The organism is Aeromicrobium sp. A1-2, assembly GCF_003443875.1.
Classification (GTDB): domain Bacteria; phylum Actinomycetota; class Actinomycetes; order Propionibacteriales; family Nocardioidaceae; genus Aeromicrobium.
The window spans coordinates 2,046,121-2,072,768 of record NZ_CP027482.1 but is presented as its reverse complement, the minus strand read 5'-3'; the positions used below and the strand labels follow the sequence as shown (position 1 = coordinate 2,072,768).

Annotated in this window: 26 protein-coding genes; 19 read left to right on the top strand and 7 right to left on the bottom strand. The window is 68.7% G+C overall.

The window, feature by feature from the left end; genetic code table 11:
* Position 1: 1 nt before the first annotated feature.
* Genes nadB through C6I20_RS10100 form a run of 3 tightly spaced genes read left to right on the top strand, consistent with a single transcriptional unit; the run spans position 2 to position 3,526 of the window.
* Positions 2-1,558 carry an L-aspartate oxidase gene (gene nadB, locus C6I20_RS10110; protein WP_118395850.1) on the top strand — a complete coding sequence of 519 codons (1,557 nt, stop codon included), beginning with the start codon at positions 2-4 and terminating at the stop codon, positions 1,556-1,558.
* Positions 1,551-2,393, top strand: coding sequence for a carboxylating nicotinate-nucleotide diphosphorylase (gene nadC / locus C6I20_RS10105; RefSeq protein ID WP_118395849.1), 843 nt, complete (start codon positions 1,551-1,553; stop codon positions 2,391-2,393). Before nadB ends, nadC begins: the two co-directional genes overlap by 8 nt.
* On the top strand, positions 2,390-3,526 hold the full coding sequence (locus C6I20_RS10100) for a cysteine desulfurase family protein (RefSeq protein ID WP_118395848.1): 1,137 nt from the start codon (positions 2,390-2,392) through the stop codon (positions 3,524-3,526). Before nadC ends, C6I20_RS10100 begins: the two co-directional genes overlap by 4 nt.
* Positions 3,527-3,535: 9 nt before the next feature.
* Here the strand turns inward: C6I20_RS10100 and C6I20_RS10095 are convergent, their stop codons facing one another.
* Positions 3,536-4,858 carry an aspartate aminotransferase family protein gene (locus C6I20_RS10095; RefSeq protein ID WP_118395847.1) on the bottom strand — a complete coding sequence of 441 codons (1,323 nt, stop codon included), beginning with the start codon at positions 4,856-4,858 and terminating at the stop codon, positions 3,536-3,538.
* A 91-nt stretch (positions 4,859-4,949) separates the two neighbouring features.
* Between C6I20_RS10095 and C6I20_RS10090 the strand changes: the two genes are divergently transcribed.
* The 7 genes from C6I20_RS10090 to C6I20_RS10060 all read left to right on the top strand — a co-directional run bounded on the left by C6I20_RS10090 (position 4,950) and on the right by C6I20_RS10060 (position 12,209).
* Positions 4,950-6,155, top strand: a complete 1,206-nt coding sequence (locus C6I20_RS10090; RefSeq protein ID WP_118395846.1) for a cysteine desulfurase family protein — start codon at positions 4,950-4,952, stop codon at positions 6,153-6,155.
* The gene (gene mnmA, locus C6I20_RS10085; protein WP_216822850.1) at positions 6,152-7,240 is read left to right on the top strand and encodes a tRNA 2-thiouridine(34) synthase MnmA; all 1,089 of its coding nucleotides are present in this window, start codon (positions 6,152-6,154) and stop codon (positions 7,238-7,240) included. The genes C6I20_RS10090 and mnmA overlap by 4 nt, the downstream gene beginning before the upstream one ends.
* A gap of 56 nt (positions 7,241-7,296) precedes the next feature.
* Entirely contained in the window at positions 7,297-8,265 is a 969-nt protein-coding gene (locus C6I20_RS10080; protein WP_118395845.1) for a methionine synthase, read from the top strand.
* A gap of 9 nt (positions 8,266-8,274) precedes the next feature.
* Positions 8,275-10,395 carry an NAD-dependent DNA ligase LigA gene (ligA, locus tag C6I20_RS10075; RefSeq protein WP_118395844.1) on the top strand — a complete coding sequence of 707 codons (2,121 nt, stop codon included), beginning with the start codon at positions 8,275-8,277 and terminating at the stop codon, positions 10,393-10,395.
* 80 nt (positions 10,396-10,475) lie between these two features.
* Positions 10,476-10,610, top strand: a complete 135-nt coding sequence (locus C6I20_RS17835) for a DUF1272 domain-containing protein (protein WP_118395843.1) — start codon at positions 10,476-10,478, stop codon at positions 10,608-10,610.
* Entirely contained in the window at positions 10,607-11,263 is a 657-nt protein-coding gene (locus C6I20_RS10065) for a hypothetical protein (protein WP_118395842.1), read from the top strand. Before C6I20_RS17835 ends, C6I20_RS10065 begins: the two co-directional genes overlap by 4 nt.
* A 130-nt stretch (positions 11,264-11,393) precedes the next feature.
* Complete coding sequence (locus C6I20_RS10060) at positions 11,394-12,209, top strand: pseudouridine synthase (protein WP_162891410.1); 816 nt, start codon at positions 11,394-11,396, stop codon at positions 12,207-12,209.
* Between the two features lie 6 nt (positions 12,210-12,215).
* Here C6I20_RS10060 and C6I20_RS10055 read toward each other — a convergent pair whose 3' ends face one another.
* Both C6I20_RS10055 and C6I20_RS10050 read right to left on the bottom strand, forming a co-directional pair.
* A complete protein-coding gene (locus C6I20_RS10055) occupies positions 12,216-12,563 on the bottom strand; it encodes a YrdB family protein (RefSeq protein WP_118395840.1) in 348 nt (115 codons plus the stop codon).
* A gap of 23 nt (positions 12,564-12,586) precedes the next feature.
* Positions 12,587-13,426, bottom strand: coding sequence for an alpha/beta fold hydrolase (locus C6I20_RS10050; protein ID WP_118395839.1), 840 nt, complete (start codon positions 13,424-13,426; stop codon positions 12,587-12,589).
* Between the two features lie 113 nt (positions 13,427-13,539).
* Between C6I20_RS10050 and gatC the strand changes: the two genes are divergently transcribed.
* The 4 genes from gatC to C6I20_RS10030 all read left to right on the top strand — a co-directional run bounded on the left by gatC (position 13,540) and on the right by C6I20_RS10030 (position 17,939).
* Positions 13,540-13,851, top strand: a complete 312-nt coding sequence (gene gatC / locus C6I20_RS10045) for an Asp-tRNA(Asn)/Glu-tRNA(Gln) amidotransferase subunit GatC (protein WP_118395838.1) — start codon at positions 13,540-13,542, stop codon at positions 13,849-13,851.
* Positions 13,848-15,362, top strand: a complete 1,515-nt coding sequence (gatA, locus tag C6I20_RS10040; RefSeq protein WP_118395837.1) for an Asp-tRNA(Asn)/Glu-tRNA(Gln) amidotransferase subunit GatA — start codon at positions 13,848-13,850, stop codon at positions 15,360-15,362. Before gatC ends, gatA begins: the two co-directional genes overlap by 4 nt.
* The gene (gatB, locus tag C6I20_RS10035; RefSeq protein WP_118395836.1) at positions 15,359-16,858 is read left to right on the top strand and encodes an Asp-tRNA(Asn)/Glu-tRNA(Gln) amidotransferase subunit GatB; all 1,500 of its coding nucleotides are present in this window, start codon (positions 15,359-15,361) and stop codon (positions 16,856-16,858) included. Before gatA ends, gatB begins: the two co-directional genes overlap by 4 nt.
* Positions 16,859-17,012: 154 nt before the next feature.
* Complete coding sequence (locus tag C6I20_RS10030; protein ID WP_118395835.1) at positions 17,013-17,939, top strand: GGDEF domain-containing protein; 927 nt, start codon at positions 17,013-17,015, stop codon at positions 17,937-17,939.
* Here the strand turns inward: C6I20_RS10030 and C6I20_RS10025 are convergent.
* Positions 17,934-18,854 (bottom strand): alpha/beta fold hydrolase, encoded by a 921-nt coding sequence (locus C6I20_RS10025; RefSeq protein WP_162891252.1) that lies wholly within the window; start codon positions 18,852-18,854, stop codon positions 17,934-17,936. The genes C6I20_RS10030 and C6I20_RS10025 overlap by 6 nt on opposite strands.
* 178 nt (positions 18,855-19,032) lie before the next feature.
* Between C6I20_RS10025 and C6I20_RS10020 the strand changes: the two genes are divergently transcribed.
* Positions 19,033-19,446, top strand: a complete 414-nt coding sequence (locus C6I20_RS10020; RefSeq protein WP_118395833.1) for a hypothetical protein — start codon at positions 19,033-19,035, stop codon at positions 19,444-19,446.
* 78 nt (positions 19,447-19,524) lie between these two features.
* Here C6I20_RS10020 and C6I20_RS10015 read toward each other — a convergent pair whose 3' ends face one another.
* The 3 genes from C6I20_RS10015 to C6I20_RS10005 all read right to left on the bottom strand — a co-directional run bounded on the left by C6I20_RS10015 (position 19,525) and on the right by C6I20_RS10005 (position 21,776).
* Positions 19,525-20,211 carry an HNH endonuclease signature motif containing protein gene (locus C6I20_RS10015; RefSeq protein WP_216822849.1) on the bottom strand — a complete coding sequence of 229 codons (687 nt, stop codon included), beginning with the start codon at positions 20,209-20,211 and terminating at the stop codon, positions 19,525-19,527.
* Positions 20,208-20,783 (bottom strand): DUF222 domain-containing protein, encoded by a 576-nt coding sequence (locus C6I20_RS10010; protein ID WP_118395832.1) that lies wholly within the window; start codon positions 20,781-20,783, stop codon positions 20,208-20,210. Before C6I20_RS10010 ends, C6I20_RS10015 begins: the two co-directional genes overlap by 4 nt.
* A gap of 144 nt (positions 20,784-20,927) precedes the next feature.
* Positions 20,928-21,776 (bottom strand): RimK family alpha-L-glutamate ligase, encoded by an 849-nt coding sequence (locus tag C6I20_RS10005; protein WP_118395831.1) that lies wholly within the window; start codon positions 21,774-21,776, stop codon positions 20,928-20,930.
* A 73-nt stretch (positions 21,777-21,849) separates the two neighbouring features.
* Here C6I20_RS10005 and C6I20_RS10000 point away from each other — a divergent pair, with 73 nt between their 5' ends.
* The 4 genes from C6I20_RS10000 (at position 21,850) to C6I20_RS09985 (ending at position 26,421) form a co-directional block, all read left to right on the top strand.
* Positions 21,850-22,518 carry a SatD family protein gene (locus C6I20_RS10000; protein ID WP_118395830.1) on the top strand — a complete coding sequence of 223 codons (669 nt, stop codon included), beginning with the start codon at positions 21,850-21,852 and terminating at the stop codon, positions 22,516-22,518.
* Positions 22,515-23,204 (top strand): hypothetical protein, encoded by a 690-nt coding sequence (locus tag C6I20_RS09995; RefSeq protein WP_118395829.1) that lies wholly within the window; start codon positions 22,515-22,517, stop codon positions 23,202-23,204. The genes C6I20_RS10000 and C6I20_RS09995 overlap by 4 nt, the downstream gene beginning before the upstream one ends.
* A 96-nt stretch (positions 23,205-23,300) precedes the next feature.
* The gene (ilvD, locus tag C6I20_RS09990) at positions 23,301-24,986 is read left to right on the top strand and encodes a dihydroxy-acid dehydratase (protein WP_118395828.1); all 1,686 of its coding nucleotides are present in this window, start codon (positions 23,301-23,303) and stop codon (positions 24,984-24,986) included.
* A 4-nt stretch (positions 24,987-24,990) separates the two neighbouring features.
* On the top strand, positions 24,991-26,421 hold the full coding sequence (locus C6I20_RS09985) for an SDR family NAD(P)-dependent oxidoreductase (RefSeq protein WP_254052103.1): 1,431 nt from the start codon (positions 24,991-24,993) through the stop codon (positions 26,419-26,421).
* Positions 26,422-26,648 lie beyond the last annotated feature (227 nt).

Below are 26,648 nucleotides of genomic sequence, written 5' to 3'. Positions count from 1 at the left end.
GATGACCAGCATCATCGTCGTCGGCAGCGGTGTGGCCGGCATGACGGCAGCGCTCGAGGCGGTCGGCACGTACGACGTCACGCTGCTGACCAAGGCGGACCTCGCGCAGAGCAACACCCGCTACGCCCAGGGGGGCGTCGCAGTGGTCATCGACGAGATGTCCGATCCGGGCGCGCCCAAGCTCGGCGACACCGTGGAGTCGCACGTCACCGACACGATGGTGGCGGGCGCCGGCATCAGCGACGAGGACAGCGTTCGCATCCTGTGTGACGAGGGTCCCGAGGCGATCGACGAGCTGATCGCCCGTGGTGTGGCTTTCGACCGCCACGATGGTGAGCTGTCGCACGGACTCGAGGCAGCGCACGCGTACGCCCGTATCCTGCACGCCGGCGGTGACGCGACCGGCGCGGGCATCGCGTACGCGCTGATCGACCGCATCCGCGAGAGCGCCGTCGCGGTCCGCGAGCAGACCACCGTGACGGACCTGGTGATCGAGTCCGGCGAGTGTGTCGGGGTCACGCTCCTCGACGGCGAGGAGCTCAGGGCCGATGTCGTGATCCTCGCAACGGGGGGAGCCGGGCAGCTGTTCCCGTACACGACCAACCCGGAGGTGGCGACCGCCGACGGGCTCGGCATGGCCCTGCGCGCAGGCGCTACGGCGGCCGACCTGGAGTTCTACCAGTTCCACCCCACATCGCTCGATGCCCCGGGCAACTTCCTGGTCTCGGAGGCCGTACGCGGTGAGGGTGCCGTCCTGATCGATGCCGACGGCAAGCGCTTCATGCTCGAGGTGCACCCCGACGCCGAGCTGGCCCCCCGTGACGTGGTGGCCCGCGGCATTGCGCAGCAGATGGCCCGGCAGCCGGGGGTCTCGGTACGTCTGGACGCCACCGCGCTGGGCGCGGAGTTCCTGGCCCGCCGCTTCCCCAACATCGACGCGGCGTGCCGCGCCCAGGGCTTCGACTGGGGCGAGGTGCCGATCCCGGTGACGCCGGCCGCGCACTACTACATGGGCGGGATCCGCACCGACGAGTGGGGACGCACGTCGATCCCCGGCCTGTACGCGATCGGCGAGGTCGCCTGCAACGGCCTGCACGGAGCCAACCGGTTGGCCTCCAACTCGCTGCTCGAAGGCGCTGTCTACGGCACCCGGGTCATCGAGGCACTCACCGAACCACGTCCGCTCGTGACGTTCGACGACCAGTGGCAGGAGTCGCTCGATCTCGACCTGTCGGACGATCCCGATGCGCTCGACGTGAGCCGCTCCGACCTGCAGCAGCTCATGTGGGACGCCGCCGGTCTGGCGCGCAGCGGGACCGATCTCGAGCAGGCCGTGGCCGAGCTCAAGCGATGGAAGTCGCCCGACGTCACGGATGCCAAGTCCGCCGAGGACGCCAACCTGCTCGTGGTCGCTCGGGCCGTCGTGGCCAGCGCCCTGGCCCGCCGGGAGTCCCGCGGCGGTCACTACCGGACCGACTTCCCCGAGACCGATCGCGCTCAGGCGACGCACTCGGGCATCGCGGCACGTCCTTCGACGCACTGGAGCGCACATGCTTGAACGCCGACACGTCCAGCGGGTCGTCGACATGGCGCTGGAGGAGGACGCACCCTTCGGTGACCTGACCTCGCAGACGCTCGTGCCGGAGTCCGCCGTGGCGCATGCCGACCTGGTCGCCCGGGAGCCGGGCGTCTTCGCGGGCGCCGACGTGTTCGAGGTAGCGATGACGACGCTCGACCCGTCCGTCACGGTGACGCTGCAGGTGGCAGACGGTGACCACTTCGAGCGCGGCGCCGTGCTGGCCCGCGTCGTCGGGCCCGCGCGTTGGGTCCTGCAGGCCGAGCGGGTCGCGCTCAACCTGGTGCAACGCATGACCGGCATTGCGACACTGACCGCGACATATGTGATGGCGGTTGCCGGCACCGGTGCTCGCGTCGTCGACACCCGCAAGACCACGCCGGGGCTGCGTGCGCTGGAACGGCACGCCGTACGGTGCGGCGGCGGGCACAACCACCGCTACTCGCTGTCGGATGCCGTCATGGCCAAGGACAACCACCTCGCGGTGATCCCCGACGTCACCGCGGCGCTGCGTCAGGCCCGCCTCGATCTCCCGCACACGACGCACATCGAGGTCGAGGTCGACCGTCTCGACCAGCTCGACGCGGTGCTGGAGTCGGGCGCCGCCGGCACGATCATGCTGGACAACTTCAGCCTCGACGATCTGCGTGCCGGCATCGCGAAGATCGACGGACGCGCACTGGTCGAGGCCAGCGGAGGTGTCACGCTCGACACGATCGGGGAGATCGCCCGCACCGGAGTCGATGTCATCTCGGTCGGCGCGTTGACCCACAGCGTCCGGGCGCTCGACCTCGGGCTCGACATCACAGTCTCGTGATCTACCTCGACGAGGCGGCGACGACCCCGGTCAAGCGAGAGGTGCTGGAGGCGATGTGGCCCTACCTCGGGCCCGACTTCGGTAATCCTTCGAGCCACCACGAGGTCGGCGAGTCCGCGCGGCGCGCGATCGAGCAGGCACGGGCCGACATCGCGCAGGCGCTCGGCGCCCGCGCCTCGGAGATCACGTTCACGTCCGGTGGCACCGAGTCAGACAACGCTGCGACCAAGGGCATCGCCCTCGCGGCACCACGGGGCAGGCGTGTCATCGTGTCGGCGATCGAGCACCCCGCGGTGCTGGAGTCGGCCGAGTTCCTGGGTCGCCTCGGCCACGAGGTCACGGTGCTCGACGTGGATCACCGCGGCATGGTGCAACCCGAGTCCCTGACTGCTGCGCTTCGTGATGACACCACGCTGGTCAGCATCCAGTACGCCAACAACGAGGTCGGCACGATCCAGCAGATCGAGACGCTGAGCCGGATCGCCGCGGAGCGAGGCGTGCCGTTCCACACCGACGCGGTGCAGGCGGCCGGCTGGCTCGACCTCGACGTCACGCGGCTCGGCATCCAGGCCATGAGCATCTCGGGACACAAGCTCGGGGCGCCCAAGGGCATCGGCATCCTCTACGTCGCCCGCGGCACCCGGCTCGAGCCGTTGATCCATGGCGGCGGCCAGGAGTCGGGCCGCCGGTCCGGCACCGAGAACGTCGCCGCTGCGGTCGGCATGGCTGCGGCGCTGCGGCTGGCCGGTGGTGCCAACGACGAGGTCGTCGCCCGGCGTGACGCGTTCATCGACCGGGTGCTCGCCGAGGTGCCCGGCTCGATCCTGACGGGGGACCGACACCATCGGCTGCCGGGCAGCGCGTCATTCGTGTTCCCCGGCACCAACGGCGAGACGATCCTGCTCGAGCTCGAGGCGCACGGTGTCGTGTGCTCGAGCGGCTCGGCCTGCGCTGCCGGCAGTGACGAGCCTTCGCACGTGCTGACCGCGATGGGTCTGCCCGCCGAGGTGGCGCAGACCGCGGTGCGCTTCACCTTCGGGCGGACGACAACGGCGGACGATCTCGACACCGCCGCGACCGAGCTGATCCGTGCGGTGGGCGTCGTCAGCGGTCGGGGCGCCCGTCCGTCCTGACCGCACCGGTCACTTCACGTGGCGGTCGCCCAGCGTCAGCGCGTCGTCGAGGATCGCCAGTCCGCGCCGGGCGTCGTCGTCACTGATGTTGCACGGTGGCACCACGTGGATGCGGTTGAAGTTGGCGAACGGCAACAGGCCGGCCTGCCTGCACGACGCGAGGATCTCGCTCATCGCCGGGCTGCTCCCGCCGTACGGCGCAAGTGGCGCGCGGGTCACGGGATCGGCGACCAGCTCGAGCGCCCAGAACACGCCCAGCCCGCGCACCTCGCCGACGCACGCGTGCCGGTCGGCGATCTCCGCGAGCCTCGGTCCGATCAGGTCGGTGCCGAGCCGGGCGGCGTTTCGGACGATGCCTTCGTCCTCCATCGCGGTCATGGTCGCAACAGCTGCTGCGGCGGCGAGCGGGTGCCCGGAGTAGGTCAGGCCACCCGGATAGGCGCGATGGGCGAAGGTCCGGGCAATCGGTTCGCTGATGACGACACCACCCAGCGGGACATAGCCGGAGTTGACCCCCTTGGCGAACGTGATCAGGTCGGGGACGACGTCGTAGTGGTCGAGGGCGAACCACGCACCGGTGCGACCGAACCCGCACATGACCTCGTCGGCGATCAACAGGATGCCGTGCTCGTCGCACAGGCTCCGCACCCCGGCGAGATAGCCCGGAGGGGGCACCATGATGCCCGACCCGCCCGGCACGGTCTCCAGGATGATGGCCGCGATCGTGGCGGGTCCCTCGTGCTCGATCGTGTGCCGGAGGTGCTGAAGGGCGCGCTCGCACTCCTCCTGTTGAGTCTTGGCGTGGAACTCCGAGCGATACAGGAACGGTCCGAAGAAGTGCACGGTGCCGGCCGTCGCGGTGTCGCTGGCCCAGCGCCGTGGATCTCCTGTCACGTTGACGGCGGTGTGGGTGCCTCCGTGGTACGAGCGATACGTCGACATGATCTTGTGCCGGCCGGTGTGCAGCCGGGCCATCCGTACCGCGTGCTCCACGGCCTCGGCGCCTCCGTTGGTGAAGAAGACTTTGTCCAGTCCCGCCGGGGTGCGCTCGGCGATCATTCGGGCTGCCTCGGAGCGGTGCTCGTTGGCGTGCACCGGCGAGATCGTGCAGAGCCGGGCCGCCTGCTCCTGGATCGCTGCGACGACCTTGGGGTGCCCGTGCCCGATGTTGGTGAAGACCAGCTGGCTGGAGAAGTCCAGATAGCGGTTGCCGTCCTCGTCCCAGATCTCGCTGTCCTGGGCCCCTGTGATCACCATCGGCGTGATCTCGGCCTGGGCTGACCAGGAGTGGAACACGTGGGCACGGTCGAGGTCGTACGTCCGGCTGCTCATGACTCCGATGGTAGGACGCAGCGCCCCGGGCACGTGCCGCGGCGAGACGGCCCCGGTGACGTCACCGGGGGCGGGCTACGATTGTTGAGCGATGAACGACTCTGACGGCACGGTCTACCTCGACCATGCGGCGACCACGCCCATGGTCCCGGAGGCGATCGCTGCGATGACCGAACAGCTCGCGCTGACGGGCAACGCCTCGTCGCTGCATGCCTCGGGCCGCGCCGCCCGCCGCACCGTCGAGGAGGCTCGCGAGCTGATCGCCGAGCGCTTCGGTGCCCGGCCCAGCGAGGTCGTGTTCTGCTCCGGCGGCACCGAGGCCAACAACCTGGCCATCAAGGGCCTGTACTGGTCCCGACTGGCCCAGGATGCCGCACGCAACCGGATCATCTTCAGCTCGATCGAGCACCACGCGCTGCTCGACCCGGTCACCTGGCTGGCCAAGCACGAGGGCGCCGAGATCGACATGACGCCGGTCGACGTCGCGGGGCGCATCCAGGTCGACGAGCTGCGAGCCAGCGTCGAGCGGGATCCGTCGACGGTCTCGGCCATCACCACGATGTGGGCCAACAACGAGATGGGCACGATCCAGCCGATCGCCGATGTTGTGGAGATCGCCAGGGCGCACGACATCCCGGTGCACAGCGACGCCGTGCAGGCGGCCGGCTACCTGCCGCTCGACTTCGCGGCCAGCCGACTCGACGCCATGACGATCACGGCGCACAAGCTCGGCGGACCCGTCGGCGTCGGCGCCCTGCTGATCCGCCGGGAGATCGACGCGACCCCGCTCCTGCACGGCGGCGGGCAGGAGCGCGACCTGAGGTCCGGCACGGTCAGCGTCCCGCTGATCGCCGCGTTCGCGGCCGCGGTCGACGTCACGGTCGGGCGTCAGGCCGAGACCGTGGAACGCATCGAGGGTCTGCGGCGGCGGCTCGTCGAGGGCATCATGCGGGTCATCCCGGATGCCATCGTCAACGGTGACCACGGGACCGGCCCCGAGCACCGGCTGCCCAACATCGCCCATGTGACATTTCCGGGATGCGAGGGCGACGCGATGCTGATGCTGCTCGACGCCCAGGGCATCGAGTGCTCGACCGGTTCGGCGTGCGCTGCCGGTGTACCCCAGCCGAGCCATGTCCTCCTGGCGATGGGCTACGACGATGTCGCGGCACGCGGGTCGTTGCGGTTCAGCCTCGGCCACACGTCGACCGAGGCCGACGTCGACCGACTCCTGGCGGCGTTGCCGGCCGTGCACCAGCGCGCCCAGCGGGCCAGCCTCGTGCGGAGCACGTTGTGAGGATCATCGCCGCGATGTCCGGCGGGGTCGACTCTGCCGTCGCCGCGGCCCGCGCGGTCGACGCGGGGCATGACGTGACTGGCGTGCACCTCGCCCTGAGCCGCAACCCTCGCTCGTACCGCTCGGGTGCCCGCGGCTGCTGCTCGATCGAGGACGCCGGCGACGCTCGCCGAGCCGCCGACGAGCTCGGCATCCCGTTCTACGTGTGGGACATGAGCGAGGAGTTCGCCGATGACGTCGTGGACGACTTCATCGCCGAGTACGCCGCGGGTCGCACGCCCAACCCGTGCCTGCGCTGCAACGAGAAGATCAAGTTCGCCGCAGTGCTCGATCGCGCTCTGGCGCTGGGCTTCGACGCCGTCGCGACAGGTCACTACGCCCAGCTCGAGACCGCGCCGGACGGCACGATCGAGATGCACCGGGCGATCGACATGAGCAAGGACCAGTCCTACGTCCTGGGCGTCCTGACGCAGGACCAGCTGGCGCACTCGCTGTTCCCGCTGGGCGACACGACCAAGGACGTCGTACGGGTCGAAGCGGCCCGCCGCGGCATCCAGGTCGCGCAGAAGCCCGACAGCCACGACATCTGCTTCATCCCCGACGGGGACAACGCCGGCTGGCTCGCCGACAAGCTCGGTCCGAAGCCGGGGACGATCGTCGACGAGGACGGTGCGGTCCTGCGGGAGCACGATGGCGCGTACGCCTTCACGATCGGCCAGCGCCGGGGGCTGCGGCTCGGGATCCCCGCCGACGACGGCAAGCCGCGTTTCGTGCTCGACATCGAGCCGGTCAGCGGCACCGTCACGGTGGGCTCGCGAGCGGCCCTGGTCGTCGACGCTCTGGAGTGCATCAAGCCGTTGTGGTGCGGCACCGCTCCGACCGAGGTGCTCGACTGCACCGTGCAGCTGCGTGCCCACGGGGACGAGCACCGCGCCCGGGTCGTGGTCGACGGCACCGACGTGCGCGTCGACCTGGTCGATCCGGCAGAAGGTATCGCCCCGGGCCAGGCCTGCGTGATCTACGCCGGCACCCGAGTCGTCGGCTCGGCCACAATCAGCAGCACCTCCCGCGTGCTGGCCGGCTAGCGGCCACCCGATCCGGCCGGATGCTGGACGACACCACTCCTTCAGACAGGAATCACATGGCACTGGCCACCGGAATCGGCTCGATGCCCGGCACGGACTTCGCGGAGTCGCTGCGGCTCGTGCTCGGCGAGGTCGGCGACTTTCCCTTCTTACCCGAGCTGCCCGGTCGAGGTGTGCACGCCGGCATGATCGGCCGCACCCTCGCGGTGCTCGACGGGCTCGACGCCGATCTGCAGCCGGACGGCTGGCGCGTCGGCGTCGGCGCGGGTTCGGACCTCCGGCGGGCGCGCTCCCTCCTTGCGCAGGACCTGGACTCCGCCGAGGAGCTGGCCGGAACGCACCAGGGCCTGCTCAAGCTCCAGGTCACCGGACCGTTGACGCTCGCCGCGACGGTCGAGCGTCCCCGTGGCGACAAGATGCTGGCCGATCACGGTGCCCGCCGGGAGATCGCCGAGTCGCTCGCGGAGGGCCTAAGGGCGCACATCGCCGACGTGCGCCGCCGTTTCGCCGGCGCCGATCTGGTCGTGCAGGTCGACGAGCCGTCGATCGTCGCGGTCATGACGGGCGGCATCCCGACCGCGAGCGGGTTCTCCCGCCACCGCAGCGTGCACCCCCCCGAGACGGATGAGCTCCTGCGGATCGTCGTCGACGCGGTGACCGGGGCAGGCGCCCGGGCCGCGGTGCACTCGTGCGCCCCGGACGTGCCGGTCGCTCTCCTGGTCGGGGCCGGCTTCAGCGCGATCTCCTTCGACCTGTCACTCGTCCGACCCGACGACGTGTGGGCGGAATCATTCGAGCAGGGGGTGGACCTGTGGTTCGGAGTCATCCCCTCGGCCGACTCCATGGGGGTCACCGACCTCGAGCCGGCCAGACGGATCGAGACGTTCTTCGGGCACTTCGGCTTCGACGAGGAGTCCTATGCCGACCGGCTCGTCGTCACTCCGACGTGCGGACTCGCGGGTGCGTCGCCGGGCTGGGCCGCGAAGGCGCTCGCCACCGCGCAGAGTGTCGCCGCACGACGATAAAGTCAGATCATGGCGACCGACGACGAGCTCAGGCAGCGGCACAAGGAGCTGGCCGAGATGCTCGAGGAGCATCGGCAGCGCTACTACGTCGACGACTCACCGACCGTGTCCGACGCCGACTACGACGAGCAGATGCGCGAGCTCGAGGCGCTCGAGGCGCAGCTGCCCGAGCTGCGCACCCCCGACTCGCCGACGCAGACCGTCGGTGGCTACGCCTCGTCGTCCTTCGAGGCCTACCAACACCGCGAGCGCCTCATGAGCCTCGACAACGCCTTCTCGGTCGAGGAGCTCGAGTCGTGGCACGCCAGGATCGTGCGTGAGGGCGTCGACGACGCCGAGTTCCTCTGCGAGCTCAAGGTCGACGGGCTGGCGATCTCGCTGACCTACGAGCACGGCCGGCTCACGCGTGGCGTGACCCGCGGTGACGGGCGGGTGGGGGAGGACGTCACCAACAACGTCCGCACGATCAAGGTCATCCCGCACGAGCTGACGGCATCGGACGCCTATCCCGTCCCGGCCTATGTCGAGGTCCGTGGCGAGGTGTTCTTCCCGACCAAGGAGTTCGAGGAGTTCAACACCGCCTGGGCCGAGTCCGGCAAGACCCCGTTCTCCAATCCGCGCAACGCGGCGGCGGGCACCCTGCGCATGAAGGACGCCTCGGTCACTGCCGGACGCCCGTTGTCCATGGTGTGTCATGGGCTCGGCTACCGCGAAGGCTTCACGCCGGTCCGCCAGAGCGAGGCCTACGACGCACTCGAGGCGTGGGGCCTGCCGACGAGCGAGCGGGCCAAGGTCGTCAAGACGCTCACTGAGGTCGAGCAGTTCATCGACTACTACGGCGAGCACCGTCACGACGTCGTGCACGAGATCGACGGTGTCGTGGTCAAGGTCGACCAGGTCGAGCTGCAGCGCCGGCTCGGGTCGACCTCGCGCGCGCCACGCTGGGCCATCGCGTGGAAGTACCCGCCCGAGGAGGTCAACACCCGATTGCTCGACATCCGGGTCAATGTGGGCCGCACAGGTCGCGTCACCCCCTATGGCGTCATGGAGCCCATCCGGGTGGCTGGCTCGACCGTCGAGATGGCGACCCTGCACAACCAGCACGAGGTCAAGCGCAAGGGCGTGCTGATCGGCGACATGGTCGTGCTGCGCAAGGCCGGTGACGTCATCCCCGAGATCGTCGGCCCGGTCGTCGCGCTGCGCGACGGCACCGAGCGGGAGTTCGTGATGCCGACCGAGTGCCCTTCGTGCGGCACGCCGCTGGCCCCTGCCCGCGAGGGTGACAAGGACATTCGCTGCCCCAACACCCGCTCGTGTCCTTCTCAGCTGCGTGAACGCCTCAGCCACGTCGGTGGGCGGGGGGCGTTCGACATCGAGGTCTTCGGCTGGGAGGGCGCCACGGCGCTGCTGGACGCCGGCGTACTGGTCGACGAAGGTGGCTTGTTCGCGTTGACCGAGCAGGAGCTCCTCACGGTGCCGCTCTACACCCGCGCGGCCAAGAAGAAGGAGCTCGAAGACGGAGCGGCGGACCGGCTCCTCAGCGCCAACGGCATCGCACTGCTCGCCAATCTTCAGGAGGCCAAGACCCAGCCATTGTGGCGGGTCCTCGTGGCGCTGTCGATCCGCCACGTCGGCCCGACGGCTGCTCGCGCGCTCGCGACCCACTTCGCCACGATGGATGCGATCCAGGCGGCCTCGCTCGAGACGTTGTCAGCGGTCGACGGGGTCGGCCCGACGATTGCCGAGGCGGTGATCGAGTGGTTCAAGGTCGACTGGCACGAGGGCATCGTCCAGCAGTGGCGGGATGCCGGCGTCGTGATGGAGGACGAGCGTGACGAGTCGATAGTCCGCACCCTCGAAGGGCTCACTGTCGTTGTGACGGGCTCGCTCGAACGATTCACCCGTGACTCGGTCAAGGAGACGATCATCGCCCACGGCGGCAAGGCGTCGGGCTCGGTGTCCAAGAAGACCGACTACGTCGTCGTGGGGGACAACGCCGGATCCAAGGCCGAGAAGGCCGAGCAGCTGGGGGTGGCGATCCTGGACGAGGAGGGCTTCGAGCGCCTTCTTGCCGACGGTCCGGCGGACACTGACGCCCGCGACGAGGACGGTGCCGACGGGCTGCAGTGAGCCGTGGCTCGACCCACCGTCGTCGACACTGGCGGTAGCGGTCGGCGCACATCCGGCGGCTTGGGCGCCATACTGGACCCATGCTCGATATCCGACCCCGCTGCGAGTGCTGTGACCGCGACCTGGATCCGATGTCCGACGCGGACATGATCTGCACGGACGAGCGCACCCGGCGACGGATCTTCAATTCCAACTGCCTGGCGGTGCACGCATGAAGGACTCCGAGTTCGTCCGGGCGCTCCAAGCGGTCTTCGACGCCAATGATCCGTCCGACGGCATCGACCGGGGCGACGGCTATGGGCGGGACCACCGGATCGAGTCGGTCCGGATCGTTGAGTCCGAGGACGGTTTCGACGATCTCGAGGTCACGGTGCGAGCGAATCGCAAGGCCATCACTGCGCGGCTGCTGTTCGACTCGGCGTGGCGCACGGCCAGCGGGCTGGACCAGGTCAATGCCTACGCGGCCTACGTGGCTGCGATGTGGTCGTCGGCGGTCAGCGGTCGAGGCTCGGCGGGGCCCCTGTCCGGCCACGCTGCCGAGGACGTCGAGGTGACGCTCAAGCGTGGGTGCACCGACGTGAGTCGCACGGCCCCTGACGTCGTCTCCGCGGTCGACCGAGATGGTGAATCGTTCTTCGTCCACGTATCGGCGCAGCAGTGGCAGGACTTCGTCGTGAGCCAGGGGGATGACGCGATGTTCGCTCTCAACACGATGATCGATTCGCGCTGGGACGACGAGAATCACCTGGTGTTCTTCCGCGGAGCGTTGCACCAGTCGATCCGGGCCGAGCTGCCCCCCGTGCGGAGCATGTTGCTGCGCGATCCGAGCGCGGATGGCTCCGGATCCGCGCGCACGTCCGAACGCTGAGGCCCGGCTGACCGGCGCGTAGCATCGAGGCGTGCCTCCCCGTTCGCCGCTGCCGCCACGACACGGGCTCGGGGCAGCGTGGCTGCGCACCCCCGACCGCGATCGGCCCCACCCGGACACGTGGCCGACGATGGGAGCCTGGCTCCGTCACCGCCTGCCGGAGCGGGTCGAGGTGACCCAGATGCTGGCCGACGAGCGGTTCGTCTATGCCAGCGGCCTGGCCGTCGCCGAGGACCACCCCTATGCCCCGCACACGTTCGTGTGGTTCCATCGCGACCTGATCGACGAGGTAGAGGTGCCCGGTCGGATCGTGATCGTCCACCAGGACGAACGCCTCATCGTGGTCGACAAGCCTGCGTTCTTGTCCACAATCCCGCGGGGGCGCCACGTGCAGCAGAGCGTCGTCGTGCGGCTGCGCGCCGAGCTGGGCCTGCCCGAGCTGTCACCGTTGCACCGGCTCGACCGCGTCACGTCCGGGCTCCTGCTGCTCGCGACCGAGCGCCGGTGGCGCGGCGCGTACCAGACCCTGTTCCAGGACGGTGCCGTGCGCAAGACCTACCGGGCGCTTGCGCCGAAGCGGCCCTCGCTGGAGCTGCCGGTCGTTGTCCGCAACCACCTCACGAAGCAGCGGGGGACGTGGCAGGCCGAGGTCGTCCCCGATGCGCCGGTCAACGCCGAGACCCGGGTCGAGCTGGAGTCGACGTCCGGTGACCTGGGGATCTACCGCCTGACTCCACGCACGGGGCGCACACACCAACTGCGCCTCCACCTGCACGGCCTGGGCATCCCGATCGTCGACGACCCGCTGTACCCCGAGGTCCAGGACATCGCGACCGACGACTTCAGCCGGCCGTTGCAGCTTCTGGCCGACGAGCTGGAGTTCACCGACCCGTTCGACGGCTCGCCCCGCCGATTCCACAGCGTGCGGCAGCTGCCGCTGACCTGATCGGGCTCAGGCGTCCTGTCGCGCCAGCGCGACGAAGACCGCGATCGCGACGACAGCGAACGCGATGCCCCACCACACCAGCCCGGCGGCCGCGGCGTACAGAGCCACGGTCAGGAACAGCATGACCTGCACGACGACCCGCGTCGGCTGGTCGAGCCTGCGCATCGAGCTCGGAGCCATCCACTGCGCCCAGATGCCGATCGCGACGAAGGCGAGGAACGCACCGATTGCCCAGCCACGCCAACCACCCGCCAGCCCGTGTCCCGCGAAGAGCAGCAGCACGACCATCGCGAGCTCCACGAAAAAGGCGATCGCTTCGAGGATGCCCATGTCGTCGGGCTTCTGCGGTGGCATGCGTCCAGCCTAGAGGGGTTGTGTCATGCGCTGATGCGTCGGGCGATGCTGGCGGCCAGCTCGGTGGGTCGCTCGTCGGGCAGCCAGTGACTGGCACCCTCGAACACCTCGAGCTCGTACGGGCCGGTCACGAATTGCGGCGTGAGCTCGGCACCCCGGCGTACCAGCGCGGCGTCGCCATCGCTCCAGACGTACGTCGTGGGGACCGAGACCTTGCGGCGGAACTCGCCCGGGGGTGCCAGGAACAGCGACCGGTAGTAGCCCAAGCCGCCGCGCAGCGCCCCGTCGGCGACGATCTCGGCGCGAAACGTCACGATCATCGACGAGGTCATGCCCGCTGCCCGCAGGATCTTCTCGCCGAGCCCGTCGGGTCGGCTCAGCAACCACTCGGGCACGAACGGCAGCTGGAACATCAGCATGTAGTACGACTTGAGCAGCTGCGAGCTGCTGAGCATCGACTTGACGAAGGCGCCGGGGTGCGCGACCGACACTGCGGTCAACGAGCGGATCGACTCGGGGTGGTTCGCCGCGACGCTCCACGCGACCGCAGCGCCCCAGTCGTGCCCGACCAGGTGGACCGGTGAGCCGATCCGGTCGATGAGAGCCATGACGTCCGAGGTCAGCCCGGAGATCCGGTAGGCGAACCGTGAGCGCGGCCGAGCGCCGGGGGAGTAGCCACGCTGGTCCAGGGCGTACGTCCGCAGGCCCCGCGCGTGCAGCTGCTCGGCCACCGCGCTCCACGACGTCGCCCGTTGGGGGAAGCCGTGCAGGAGCACGACGGGCGTCCCGTCGATCGGGCCGCTGTCGATCACGTCGAACGTCATGCCGCCGGTGCTGAACTGGGAGATTCGCTGCTGGGTCATGCTCGAATCCTTGCAGAGAATCTCGTTATCTGTGACGCCCGACGCCCGCTCGGCCGCGGCGGCGACGGTGACTAGGATGGATCGGTATCCCCGAACCCACTGCAAGGATCTGTATGTCTGAGCCCGCCAAGGGTATTTCGCGAGCCGACGTCGTCCATCTGGCCGGCCTCGCTCGCATCGATCTCAGCGACGCCGAGCTCGACCATCTCGCGTCCGAGCTGCCCGCGATCCTCGACCACGTCGCGAGCGTCCAGCAGGCCGCCGGCGACGACGTCGAGGCGATGAGCCACCCGGTGCCGGTCGACAACGTGTTCCGCGAGGACGTCGTGGTGCCGTGCCTGACCCCCGAGCAGGCGCTCGCCGCCGCCCCGGCGTCCGACCAGCAGCGTTTTCTGGTGCCCAAGATCTTGGGAGAACAAGCATGAACCCCGACCTGACCCGATCCACTGCCGACGAGCTGGCTCGTTCGCTCGCGGCCAAGGACGTGAGCTCCGTCGAGATCACCCAGGCCAGCCTCGACCGCATCGCCGCGGTCGACGGTGACCTCCATGCGTTTCTGCACGTCGACGCCGATGGCGCGCTGGCCGTCGCGGCCGAGATCGACGCGCGCCGGTCCAAGGGAGAGCAGCTGTCCTACCTCGCCGGCGTGCCGATCGCGGTCAAGGACGTGCTCGCGACCAAGGGCCTGCCGACGACCTGCGGATCCAAGATCCTCGAAGGCTGGATCCCGCCGTACGACGCAACCGTCACGGCGCGGCTGAAGGCTGCCGGTCTGCCGATCCTCGGCAAGACCAACATGGACGAGTTCGCGATGGGTTCGTCGACCGAGCACTCGGCCTACGGACCGACCCGCAACCCGTGGGACCGCACCCGGGTCCCCGGTGGATCGGGAGGCGGCTCGGCCGCCGCCGTCGCCGCCTTCGAGGCACCCCTCGCGATCGGCACCGACACCGGCGGATCGATCCGCCAGCCCGGTGCCCTGACCGGCACGGTCGGCGTCAAGCCGACCTACGGCGGAGTCAGTCGCTACGGCCTCGTCGCGATGGCCAGCAGCCTCGACCAGGCCGGCCCGGTCACCCGCACGGTCCTCGACGCGGCATTGCTGCACGAGCTCATCGGCGGTCACGACCCCATGGACTCGACCAGCATCCCCGAGCCCGTCCCGGGAGTCGTCGCCGCAGCTCGCCGCGCCGACGTCAAGGGGCTGCGCATCGGCGTCGTCAAGGAGCTGGGTGGCGAAGGATTCCAGCCCGGCGTCCGGGCGCGGTTCGACGAGGCCGTCGAGCTGCTCACCTCGGCTGGTGCCGAGGTCGTCGAGGTGTCGATCCCCAGCCTGCAGTACGCGCTTGGCGCCTACTATCTCGTGATGCCGAGCGAGGCGAGCAGCAACCTCGCCAAGTTCGACGCGATGCGCTACGGCGTCCGCGTCCCGCCTGCGGGCGTCGATGATCCGAGCGCCGAGCAGGTCATGGCTTCGAGCCGTGAGGCCGGCTTCGGTGACGAGGTCAAGCGTCGGATCATCCTGGGCACCTATGCCCTGTCCAGTGGCTACTACGACGCGTACTACGGCTCGGCGCAGAAGGTGCGCACGATCCTGGCCCGCGACTTCGCGGCCGCCTTCGCGGGCGTCGACGTCCTGGTGTCACCGACGTCTCCCACGACGGCCTATCCGCTGGGCGACAAGCTCGACGACCCGCTCGCGATGTATCTCGGCGACGTCGCGACGATCCCGGCCAACCTGATCGGGATACCTGGCCTGTCGTTGCCGGTGGGCCTGGCGACCGAGGACGACCTGCCGGTCGGCCTGCAGTTCCTGGCTCCGCAGAAGGCCGACGACCGGCTCTACAACGCAGCGGCGGCGCTCGAGCGGCTGCTCGAGGAAAAATGGGGCGGCTCCCTGATCGCCCAGGCACCCGAGCTGGAGGTTGTTCGATGAGTAGCGAGACGCTGGTCCCGTTCGACGAGGCGCTGACCCGCTACGACCCGGTCATGGGCCTGGAGATCCACATCGAGCTCAACACCGCGACCAAGATGTTCTGCGGCTGCCCGACCGGGTTCGGGGCCGAGCCCAACACCCAGGTCTGCCCGATCTGCCTGGCGCTGCCCGGCGCGCTGCCGGTCGTCAACGCCAAGGCGATCGAGTCGGCGATCCGCATGGGCCTCGCGCTCAACTGCGAGATCGCGACGTGGTGCCGCTTCGCGCGCAAGAACTACTTCTATCCCGACATGCCCAAGAACTTCCAGACCTCGCAGTACGACGAGCCCATCGCATTCGACGGCTTCGTCGAGGTCGAGGTCGAGGGCGAGACGTACCGGATCGAGATCGAACGCGCACACATGGAGGAGGACACCGGCAAGGCGCTCCACGTGGGCGGCTCGACCGGACGCATCCACGGTGCTGACTTCTCGCTGGTCGACTACAACCGGGCCGGAATCCCCCTGATCGAGATCGTGACCCGCACGATCGAGGTGACGCCGGAGAAGGCCCCTGCGGTCGCCCGCGCGTACGTCTCGCACGTCCGCGACCTGATCGGCGGCCTGGGCGTTTCGGACGTCCGGATGGATCAGGGCTCGTTGCGCGCCGACGTCAACCTGTCGCTCAAGCCCAAGGGTTCCGAGGTGCTCGGCACCCGCTCGGAGACCAAGAACGTCAACTCGTTCCGGTCCGTCGAGCGGGCCGTCCGCTACGAGATCTCCCGCCACGCCGGCATCCTGGATGCGGGTGGCAAGGTCGTGCAGGAGACCCGGCACTTCCAGGAGGACTCCGGCACGACGCTGTCGGGCCGCGAGAAGTCCGATGCCGATGACTACCGCTACTTCCCCGAGCCCGATCTCGCGCCGGTCTCGCCATCGCGCGAGTGGGTCGAGGAGCTCCGGGCCACGCTGCCGGAGCCGCCGGCCGTACGCCGGTCCCGTTTGCAGGCCGACTGGAAGTTCTCCGACCTGGACATGCGCGACACGATCGGTGCGGGCGCGCTCGACCTGATCGTCGCGACGGTCGAGGCAGGCACGACACCGCAGACGGCCAAGAAGTGGTGGCTCGGCGAGATGGCCCGGCGCGCCAACGAGACCGGGCACGACCTCGATGCCCTCGGCATCACGCCGAGCCAGGTCGCCGAGATCCAGGCCCTGATCGACGCCGGACGGATCAACGACAAGCTCGCTCGGTCGGTCTTCGACGGTGTCATCGCGGGGGAGGGCTCCCCGGAGGAGGTCGTGGTGGGGCGTCAGCTCGAGGTGGTCTCCGACGACGGAGCACTCGGCGAGGCCGTCGACCGGGCGATCGCGGGTGATCCCGACGCGGCGCAGAAGATCCGTGACGGCAATCTCGGCGTCGCAGGCGCGCTGATCGGAGCGGTCATGAAGGAGATGCGCGGCCAGGCCGATGCCGGCCGGGTGCGGGAGCTGATCCTCGAGAAGCTGTCCTCCTGATCGGGCTGCCCCGAGGTCACATACGTTGATTGAACAGGTGATCACCGCTTCGTCCCACTAGGATCTGTTCAGGTCCAGGGAGGGAAACCCGTGACACTGACAGACGACCTCGACGATCCGGAAAATCGTCGCAGCGTGGCACCGGCAGACGTGTGTGCGGTTCGCGGGCGTATTCGCGACGCTCGTGCTCGCAACCGTCGTGACCGGTACGTTCTCGGTGGCCGCGGTGCTGGTTCTCCTCGGCGTGGCGGCCGCGATCGGACTGGCGTACGGACTCCTCGTCGCGACACGTCAGGTCGGTCGCCGATGGTCGTTGCTGCTGTGGCCGGTCGGTAGCTGTGCCGGCATCAGCGCCATCGACTGGGTGGCGCACGTCGCGGCCGGTCTGGTCCTGGGCCTGGTCGTGCTGTCGTTCCTCTACATCGGCCTGAGCCAGCTTCCGCGGCACGGGTTGTGGTTCGTCCCGTTCGCGATGCTGCTGCTCTACCAGGTGGCTGACCTGACGCCGAAGATGGCGGTGGTCCGTCTTCCCATCGCGGCCGTGGTGTGGATCATCTGTTGCGAGGGGCTCGCGAGCCTGATCCGCGAGCTACGTGTCAAGACCGTGGAGCTGGAACGGCTCGCGACGACCGACAGCCTCACCGGGCTGCTCAACCGCACGCGCCTCGACGCCCACCTTGCGCGGGTCGGCAGTGCCGGCGCGGTCGTCGTGATCGACATCGATCATTTCAAGCCGTTCAACGACCTGAGCGGACACCTGGCGGGTGACCAGGCGCTGATCCATCTGGCCTCCGCGCTCAGCAGCGGCGTCCGACCGGGAGACGCGGTGTTCCGCTTCGGCGGCGACGAGTTCCTGGCGATCCTCGTGAGCGCCAGCGTCGAGGACGCGGGAGCCATGATCGAGAGGATTCGCGACTCGTGGTCGGACAATCCGTTCGGACTCACGTTCAGCGCGGGCGTGGCGCGGGGTGGTTCGGACGCCGTGCGAGCCGCGGACGACCTTCTCTACCGGGGCAAGCGACGCGGACGCGACACGGTAGTCACTGACAACCCTGACACGGAGATCGCCGCCGCGTCATGACCCGCTCTGCTCCGGGCGCTCGGAGGACCGCCGGTCGACCCGGACGAGCAGGTGCTTGAGCTCGTCCAGCACGATTTCGGGGAACTCCACCGGGATGAAGTGGGTGGCGCTGAGCTCGCGGTAGCGGGATCCCTTGACCCGCTGCGAGGCCGTGAGCATGTCGCGTGCACCGGTCAGGACGTCCCACTTGCCCGCGACGAAGGTGACGGGGATGTCGATGTCACTCAGCGACACCCGCGCATGCTGGGCGACGCTGAGGGCGAGCTTGGCGTACCAGGCAGGATGCGTCGTGAAGAACTCCTGCAGGAGAGTGCGCAGCTCGGCGGTGTCGGCAGCCGGATGGATGAGTCGTGTCCGGCGCACGATGTTGGTCGTCGTGTTGGTCCACGGCAGCTTGCGGGTGACGGGCGCCAGCGCGTGGCCGCTGACCGTGACCGACCGGGCCAGACCGACCATGATGCCGCGCGCAATGATCGGCGGGACGCGTAGCGGCGCAAGCATCGTCGAGAAGGTGTTGCCGGGCACGCCAGCCACGGCGAGGATGCCGGTGACCCGCTCGGGGTGGCGCGTTGCGAGCTCGAAGGCGATCGTCACGCCGGTCGACCAGCCCGCGATCACGCAGGAGTCGATGCCGGCATCGTCCATCACCGCGATCGCGTCCTCGATGAACGACTCGAGGTCGACGCGTCCATCGGCTGGGCGGGCCGACCCGCCCGTGCCCCGGTGGTTCCAGCCCACGACGCGTACGCCGCTGTCCGTTCGAAGCAATGACGGCCAGGCATGGGGGTTGGTCCCCAGACCGTTCGACAGCAGCACGGTTGGACCGTCGGCGTCGTTGCTCCACGCTCGGATGCTTGTCCCGTCCGCGCTGATCACGTCGTAGTAGCGGACGAGGGGGATCGAGGGTGAAGTCACGCGCTGATTGTCCACGGGCCGTGATCGCAGTGCAATGCCGGGGTGGACGTTGATGCGCCGCCTCGTAGCGTCAGGGCGGCCAAGCCCCCCAACTCCCGATACGCACCGCTGCGGAGCCGGGGTGGACGCCAAGCCCGCAAACTCCCAATACACCTAGTGCGCGATGCGACAATGCGGTGTGAACTTCCAAGACCCAGCCGCGCTGGCCGAGGGCATCAACGCGATGCTCACGGCACCCGACGAGTTTGAGGTCGTCGTAGAAGAACTGGGGCGAGGCGGACGAAGGGTCCGAATCCAGCCTCGCGTTATTTCTGGTGTCGAAGACGTACTGCCTAGGGCTGACGCGTGGATCGAGATCATTGGTACTGGCCGGTTCGTCCTGCGTCTGGACGGCACCCTGGGCATCGACGAAATTTACGATCACGACGACGAAGGCGTGCTAGAGATTCTGTCCGGCTTCTGTGCAATCGCGGAGAACTATCTCGGAGGCGCCGGAACCATCACGCGACGTTCCGACCACGTTTCAGTCGTCCTCGCAGCAGGTGACGACGAGTTTCTACTAGAGGGGCGATTGCCCGCGCATCCGCGCTGAGCCTCGTTCGAAGCGGCAAGCCCGCCTGTGTTCACCTGGTGTCCGTTCGGGTGTGCCTGTGGGCCGCCGGGCGTGTGGTCAGGCGGCTTGGCGGTAGTTGCTTCGTCGTCGGCGTCGGCGCAGGGTGCGGCCGGCTTTGGTGGTGAAGGTGAATCCGTCGACGGCGTTGCCGGTGATGTTGAGACGACCACGGTGCAGCAGATGATGGCATCTGGTGCAGAGTCCGACCAGGAGGTCGAGGTCGGTGGGTCCGCCCAACGACCACCAGATGCTGTGGTGGATTTCCAGGTGGGTGTGGTGGCAGCCCGGGGTCGCGCACACACCGTGTTGGCGGGCGATCACGGACCGGCGTTGGAGAAGGTTGGGTTGGTACTTCGCGGTCCCGGCGTTGAGGATCTGAGCCTGGCGGTCGCTGCCGCCGTCCTTCATCAGGAATGCGGTGAAGTCACTGACACACAGCAAGTACATCAACAGGTTTGGTCCGATCGCGCCATGGCCGGCGAGCTTCGCCGGCCGTGTTGGCGGCATGTGGTCGGGGATCAGGTGTGGGTTCTCGGTCGTGGCCTTCACATGCGAAGCAGCCGCTTCCAAGGTGTCGGCGTCCACGAACACCGACAGGTGCGGTTTGACGCCCTTGTCGGAGGGGAGCCCGTCGCCCAGGATGTCGGTCAACAGGTCATCCAGACCTTGGACCCGACGCTGCGCACCGGTGCGGGTGTCCTCGGCATCGTGCGGTGCCGAGACAGAGTCCAGGACCTTCTTCAACTTCGCCCGGTGACCGTGTTGAGGAAACCAGTCACGTGCCAGCCGTCGGGCAAAGCGTCGACGGCGATGTCTTCTTTGTCCATGCCCCGCTCCCACGCATCGTCCAGATCCTCGGGATGGATCGTGTCCTTCAAATGCTTGACCGTCTCGAACAGCTCAGCCGGCTCATGGTGGGAGGCGACGTCGACGAGCACGTCCTCGAACTGGCGCATCGGCTCCAACCCCACATGGCGTAGTCCATAGACGAACACCCGCACATGGGCGGCGCTGATCTGCCCCGACATAGCTGCGCCGGCCATCAGCGGCAGGTCCCGCAAAGCAACCACATTCTTGACCAACACCGTGGCCTGACCCGGGTTGAGCCGCAACTGGTTGCGGACCCAGGCATTCAACGTCGAGGCACCGTCGATCTCGTAGTCCTTCGACGCGTCGATCTCGGCCAGAGCGACCGCCTTGGCAGCATCAAGGGCGTCCTGCGCCACCTGGATCGCTCGAGCCCGGTCCCTCGCATCACCCGTGCGCAGCGCCTGAGCGGCGGTCCGCATCGCGTCGATCGTGGGCTCCGGATTCATGCCTCCACCTTACTCGAACATACGTTCGATGACAAGTGGAAACCACTGGAATATCAAGGAGTTTCGGCTGATTTGCGGTGTCTGAGGTGAGTGGGAGGATGGTGTCGAGATGTGTTCTTTCGACAGGCTCAAGGATCGACGGGCTCAGGGAGCGATCGCGAGCATGGCGGCGATGAAGCGGTCGGCGCCTCCGTCGGACTGAGGCAGGAAGACGCTGGGCTCGGCAAGCTCCAGCTCGATCAGCAGGGGTGAGCCGTCCGCAGCGGTCACCAGGTCGATTCGTGCATAGAGAAGCCCAGACCCCGTGATGCGCTGGGCGACATCCAGCACGGCGTCGGCGACCTCCCGCTGGGCCGCCGTCGGGGTGCGGGGCGTGATGGACTCACGGCTGTCGCGGTCCTGGACGACCCCTTCGCCCGGCTCCAGCAGCGCGCCCTTGCGGATCGCGTGGGAGAAGGTGCCTCCGAAGTAGAGCATCGCCGTCTCGCCCTCGTCGTCCACCGAGGCGATGTAGGGCTGGGTCATGGACGTGCGTCCGGACGCGACCAGCTCCGCGCTGTGGGCCCACGCCTCCTCGCGGGTGTTCCAGCGGGCGGTGTCCCTCGAGCCGGCCGAGATGGTCGGTTTGACGACCCATTCGGCGTGGTCGCCGAGGTCGTCCCCGATTCCGACGTCCCATCGGGTCTCGATGATGGGGACCCCGGCAGCGGCAAGCTCGCGGAGGTAGACCTTGTCGGTGTTCCAATGCAGTACGCCGGCGGAGTTGTGCAGGCGGGGCACTGAGGCGGCCCACGCGAGGAACTCGTCGCGCCGCGCGACGTAGTCCCAGCACGAGCGCACAACGACGGCGTCGTACGCATTCCAGTCGACCGCCGGGTCGTCCCACACGGTGATCTCGGCGTCGACCCCGTTCGTGCGGGCCGCCGCGAGCAGCAGCGGGAGGTCCGGGTCCAGGTCGCGGGTGGCCGATGAGCTGACGAAGGTGACGGTCATGGGGTTCATCGTGCCAGTCAGCGGCTTCAGTTGACACCTTATCTTTGCAGTACAGAAGTGTTAACCTTATATTATGTCCACACAGCAGGCTCGAGTCGCGGTCATCGCCGATCTCGTCGGATCCCGGACCCAGCCCGACCGAGCCGCCGCGCAGGACAGCCTCGTCGCGGCGCTCGCGCAGGTCAATCGTGTCGTCGACTCGGTGCAGCCGCTTGCGCCGACCATCGGTGATGAGTGCCAGGGCGCCTACGTCGACGTGCCCACGGCCCTACGTGCCACGTTGCTGCTGCGGCTGACGTTGCCGGACCCGCTGGACTGCCGGTTCGGCGTCGGCGCGGGCACGTACGAGAGTGTCGGCCACAGCGACTACGGTCCGATGCAGGACGGTCCGGCGTGGTGGGCGGCTCGCGACGCGATTGTGGAGACCAAGGCGCGTGAGAGCCGCAAGCATCGGTCGCTCCGCACCTGGTACGTCGTCGCCGACGGTGTACCGCACGGATCGCGGGAGTTCCCCGCGCCCGCCATGACCAATGCCTACCTGCTGGCGCGCGACGAGATCGTCAGCGGGATGAATGCACGCAGCCGCCGGCTTCTGCTGGGGCTGCTCGACGGGAGGACCCAGGTGGATCTGGCACACACCGAGGACATCACGCAGTCGGCCGTGTCCCAAAACCTCCAGCGCAGCGGCGCCTACGCCGTGCTCGGTGGTCTCGGGCTGACGGCGGGGGAGGGCACCGCATGATCCTGCTCGCGCTGCTGCTCGCGACCCTCGGCACGGCGGACCTCGTGCGGCCGCAGGATCGCGCGGCGACCCGCCCCCAGCTGGCCCGGGCGGTGGCGACCGGCACGGCAGTGCTGGCGTTCGGGGGCTGGGGTTGTGGCCTCTCGGTGTGGTGGGTGCTGCTGGGAGCCGGCCTGCTCGCGGGCTGGGTCATCTCGACGCCCAGGGACCGGACGCACCCGTGGCCGATCGTCGCGCTGGGTGGTGCCGCACTGGCGATCCTCGCCGGCAGCGCGCACGCGCCGGTCGCCGACGGCTGGCTGACGTCCTGGTACGACTCACTGCGCATCGCCGCGTTGGACGGTGTCGCCTTCGAGCGGTTCGCCCTGGCCGCCGGCTGCCTGGTGTTCCTGGTCGAGTCGGCCAACATCATCGTGCGGATGGTCCTGGCCGGCACCGACGCCGGCGTCATGGCCAGCGAGCAGACGCTCAAGGGTGGTCGCGTCCTGGGCCCGATCGAGCGCATCCTGATCTTCTCGATGGCATTGTCGGGCGCCTACGTGGCGCTGACTGCCGTGGTCGCCGCGAAAGGCATCCTCCGCTTCCCCGAGATCTCCCGCGACGTCGCGGGGCGCAAGGCCGAGTACGTCCTGGTGGGTAGCTTCGTGAGCTGGTCGATCGCCCTCGTGTTCGTCCCTCTCATTTAGTCAAGAACTTATATCTAGTCAAAATAAGTTCACAGCTAATGCTCACTTGGCATCCCTGCTGGCGGGTCGTCGCGGCCTGAGTCGTAATCTTTTCCCATGCCCTCCGAGAACGAGATCGACATCAAGCCCCGCAGCCGCACTGTCACCGATGGCCTGGAGGCCACCGCGTCGCGAGGCATGCTGCGTGCCGTCGGCATGGGCGACGACGACTGGGTGAAGCCCCAGATCGGCGTCGCGTCCAGCTGGAATGAGATCACTCCCTGCAATCTTTCGCTCGACCGACTCGCCAAGGCGGTCAAGACCGGTGTGCACGCCGGTGGCGGCTATCCGCTGGAGTTCGGCACCATCTCGGTCTCCGACGGCATCTCGATGGGCCACGAGGGCATGCACTTCTCCCTGGTCAGCCGCGAGGTCATCGCCGACTCGGTCGAGACCGTCATGATGGCCGAGCGCCTTGACGGCTCGGTGCTGCTGGCCGGCTGCGACAAGAGCCTGCCCGGCATGTTGATGGCTGCGGCGCGTCTCGACCTCGCCAGCGTGTTCCTCTACGCCGGCTCGATCATGCCGGGCAGCGTCGACGGCAAGGACGTCACGATCATCGACGCCTTCGAAGCGGTCGGCGCCTGCATCAAGGGGCTCATCAGCCGCGAGCAGGTCGACAAGATCGAGCGCGCCATCTGCCCCGGCGAGGGAGCCTGCGGCGGCATGTTCACCGCCAACACGATGGCGACTGCTGCCGAGGCCCTCGGCATGAGCCTGCCGGGATCGGCTGCCCCGCCGGCGATCGACAGCCGCCGCGACGAGTTCGCGGTCGCGTCCGGCGAGGCTGTCGTCGGGTTGCTCCGCCAGGGCATCACGGCACGACAGATCATGACGAAGGAGGCCTTCGAGAACGCCATCACCGTCACGATGGCGCTCGGCGGCTCGACCAACGCCGTGCTGCACCTGCTGGCGATAGCACGCGAGGCGGAGGTTGACCTGACTCTCGCCGACTTCAACCGGGTCGGCGACAAGGTCCCACACCTCGGCGACCTCAAGCCGTTCGGACGCTACGTCATGAACGACGTCGACAAGGCCGGCGGCACCACGGTCATCATGAAGGCGCTGCTCGACGCCGGGCTGCTTCACGGTGACTGCCTGACGGTCACGGGCAAGACCATGGCCGAGAACCTCGCCGGCATCACCGAGAAGCTCGACGGCGACGTGATCCGTACGCTCGACCGACCGATCCACAAGACCGGCGGGCTGACGATCCTGCACGGATCGCTCGCTCCGGACGGTGCTGTCGTCAAGAGCGCCGGCTTCGACTCCGACGTGTTCCGTGGCTCAGCCCGGGTGTTCGACGGGGAGCGCGCTGCGATGGACGCACTCGAGGACGGCACGATCGTCGCGGGCGATGTTGTGGTGATCCGGAACGAAGGCCCCAAGGGTGGGCCCGGCATGCGCGAGATGCTCGCGATCACCGGAGCCATCAAGGGCGCCGGGCTGGGCAAGGACGTCCTGCTCCTGACCGATGGACGGTTCTCCGGCGGTACGACCGGCCTGTGCGTCGGTCACGTTGCACCCGAGGCCGTCGACGGCGGACCGATTGCCTTCGTCAAGGACGGTGACCCGATCGTGCTCGACATGGCCAACCGCACGCTCGAGGTCGAGGTCGATGCCGACGAGCTCGAGGCCCGCAAGGTCGGTTGGGAGCCCATGCCGCCGAAGTACACGACCGGCGTCCTGGCGAAGTACCGCAAGCTCGTGAGCTCCGCGGCCGATGGCGCAGTGTGCGGCTGAGGTCGTGACGGACCTGATCGATCCCGACGAGCTTGCGGTCGCGCTGAAGGTGCTCGCTGCCGCCGAGCGACTCGACGAGGAGGATCCCGACTACGTCGCGCTCCGACGCGCCTGCGGGACGTTCTACAAGAACGTCAAGAAGCACCGCAGGCTCGCCAAGCGTGCCGAGGTCGCCGCCGCCGATCGCGCGGTCGTTGCCGCGACCGCGACCGGATCGCCGACCCGCATCGACGACGAGACCGAGGGCATCCCGCTGGTCTCGAATGCCGCCGGTGCGTCGGCGGGCACGCTGCTGGTTGCGCGCCCCTGCTACATCTGCAAGCAGAAGTACACCGCGGTGGACGCGTTCTACCACCAGCTGTGCCCGGCCTGCGCCGCGTTGAACCGGTCGAAGCGCGACGCCCGCACAGACCTCACAGGTCGCCGTGCACTCCTGACCGGAGGACGCGCCAAGATCGGGATGTACATCGCCCTGCGACTGCTTCGGGACGGCGCGCACACCACGATCACGACCCGGTTCCCGCACGATGCGGTGCGCCGGTTCACCGCGATGCACGACAGCGCGGACTGGATCCATCGTCTGCGGATCGTCGGCATCGATCTGCGTGATCCTGCCCAGGTCGTGGGGCTGGCGGACGCGGTCGCCGCACAAGGTCCGCTCGACATCCTGATCAACAACGCTGCGCAGACCGTGCGGCGCACCCCCGGCGCCTACGCTCCGCTGGCCGAGGCCGAGTCGGCGCCGCTGCCGGATGGCCCGCTGCCTGAGCTGTTGACCTTCGGGCACACCAGCGATGCGCACCCCGCGGCGCTGGTCGGGTCCGTCGCCGCACACCCGGTGCTCGCGGGTGACGCGCACACCGCGGAGGAGCTGACGTCGCTGGCGCTGTCGGCGGGCTCGGCCGATCTCGAGCGGATCGACGCGGGTGGGCTCGTGCCGGACACCGTCGACGTCAACAGCTGGACCCAGCGGGTCCACGAGGTCGACGCGTTGGAGCTGCTCGAGGTGCAGTTGTGCAACACGACCGCTCCGTTCATCCTCGTCAGCCGGCTCCGACCGTCGATGGCCGCAGCAGCAGCCGAGCGGACGTATGTCGTCAACGTCTCGGCGATGGAGGGCCAGTTCAGCCGCCGCTACAAGGGGCCGGGGCATCCGCACACCAACATGGCCAAGGCCGCGCTCAACATGCTGACCCGCACCAGCGCGGGGGAGATGCTGGAGCAGGACGGCATCCTCATGACGGCCGTCGACACCGGCTGGATCACCGACGAGCGTCCGCACCCGACGAAGCTGCGGCTCGCCGAAGAGGGGTTCAAGGCTCCGCTGGACCTGGTTGACGGGGCCGCGCGCGTCTACGACCCCATCGTGCGCGGCGAGGCGGGCGACGACGTCCACGGGGTGTTCCTCAAGGACTACGAGGCGTCGCCGTGGTGAGCAACCAGGAGCGTACGCCGAGGTCGCTGGTCACGGACCCGCGATCGACGACCCCCGCTGCCGTGAGCTTCGATCGTGCGTCCACATGTTGGTACGAGTCGTCTCACCACTTGACCACGGCGGGTCCGCGGACGACACTGGAGTCGTGCATGCAGAGATTCTCGTAGTACGCGTTTGACGTGATGGCCTGATCCGGCCCCGCGTCTCCCTCGATAGCCCTCGGGCCG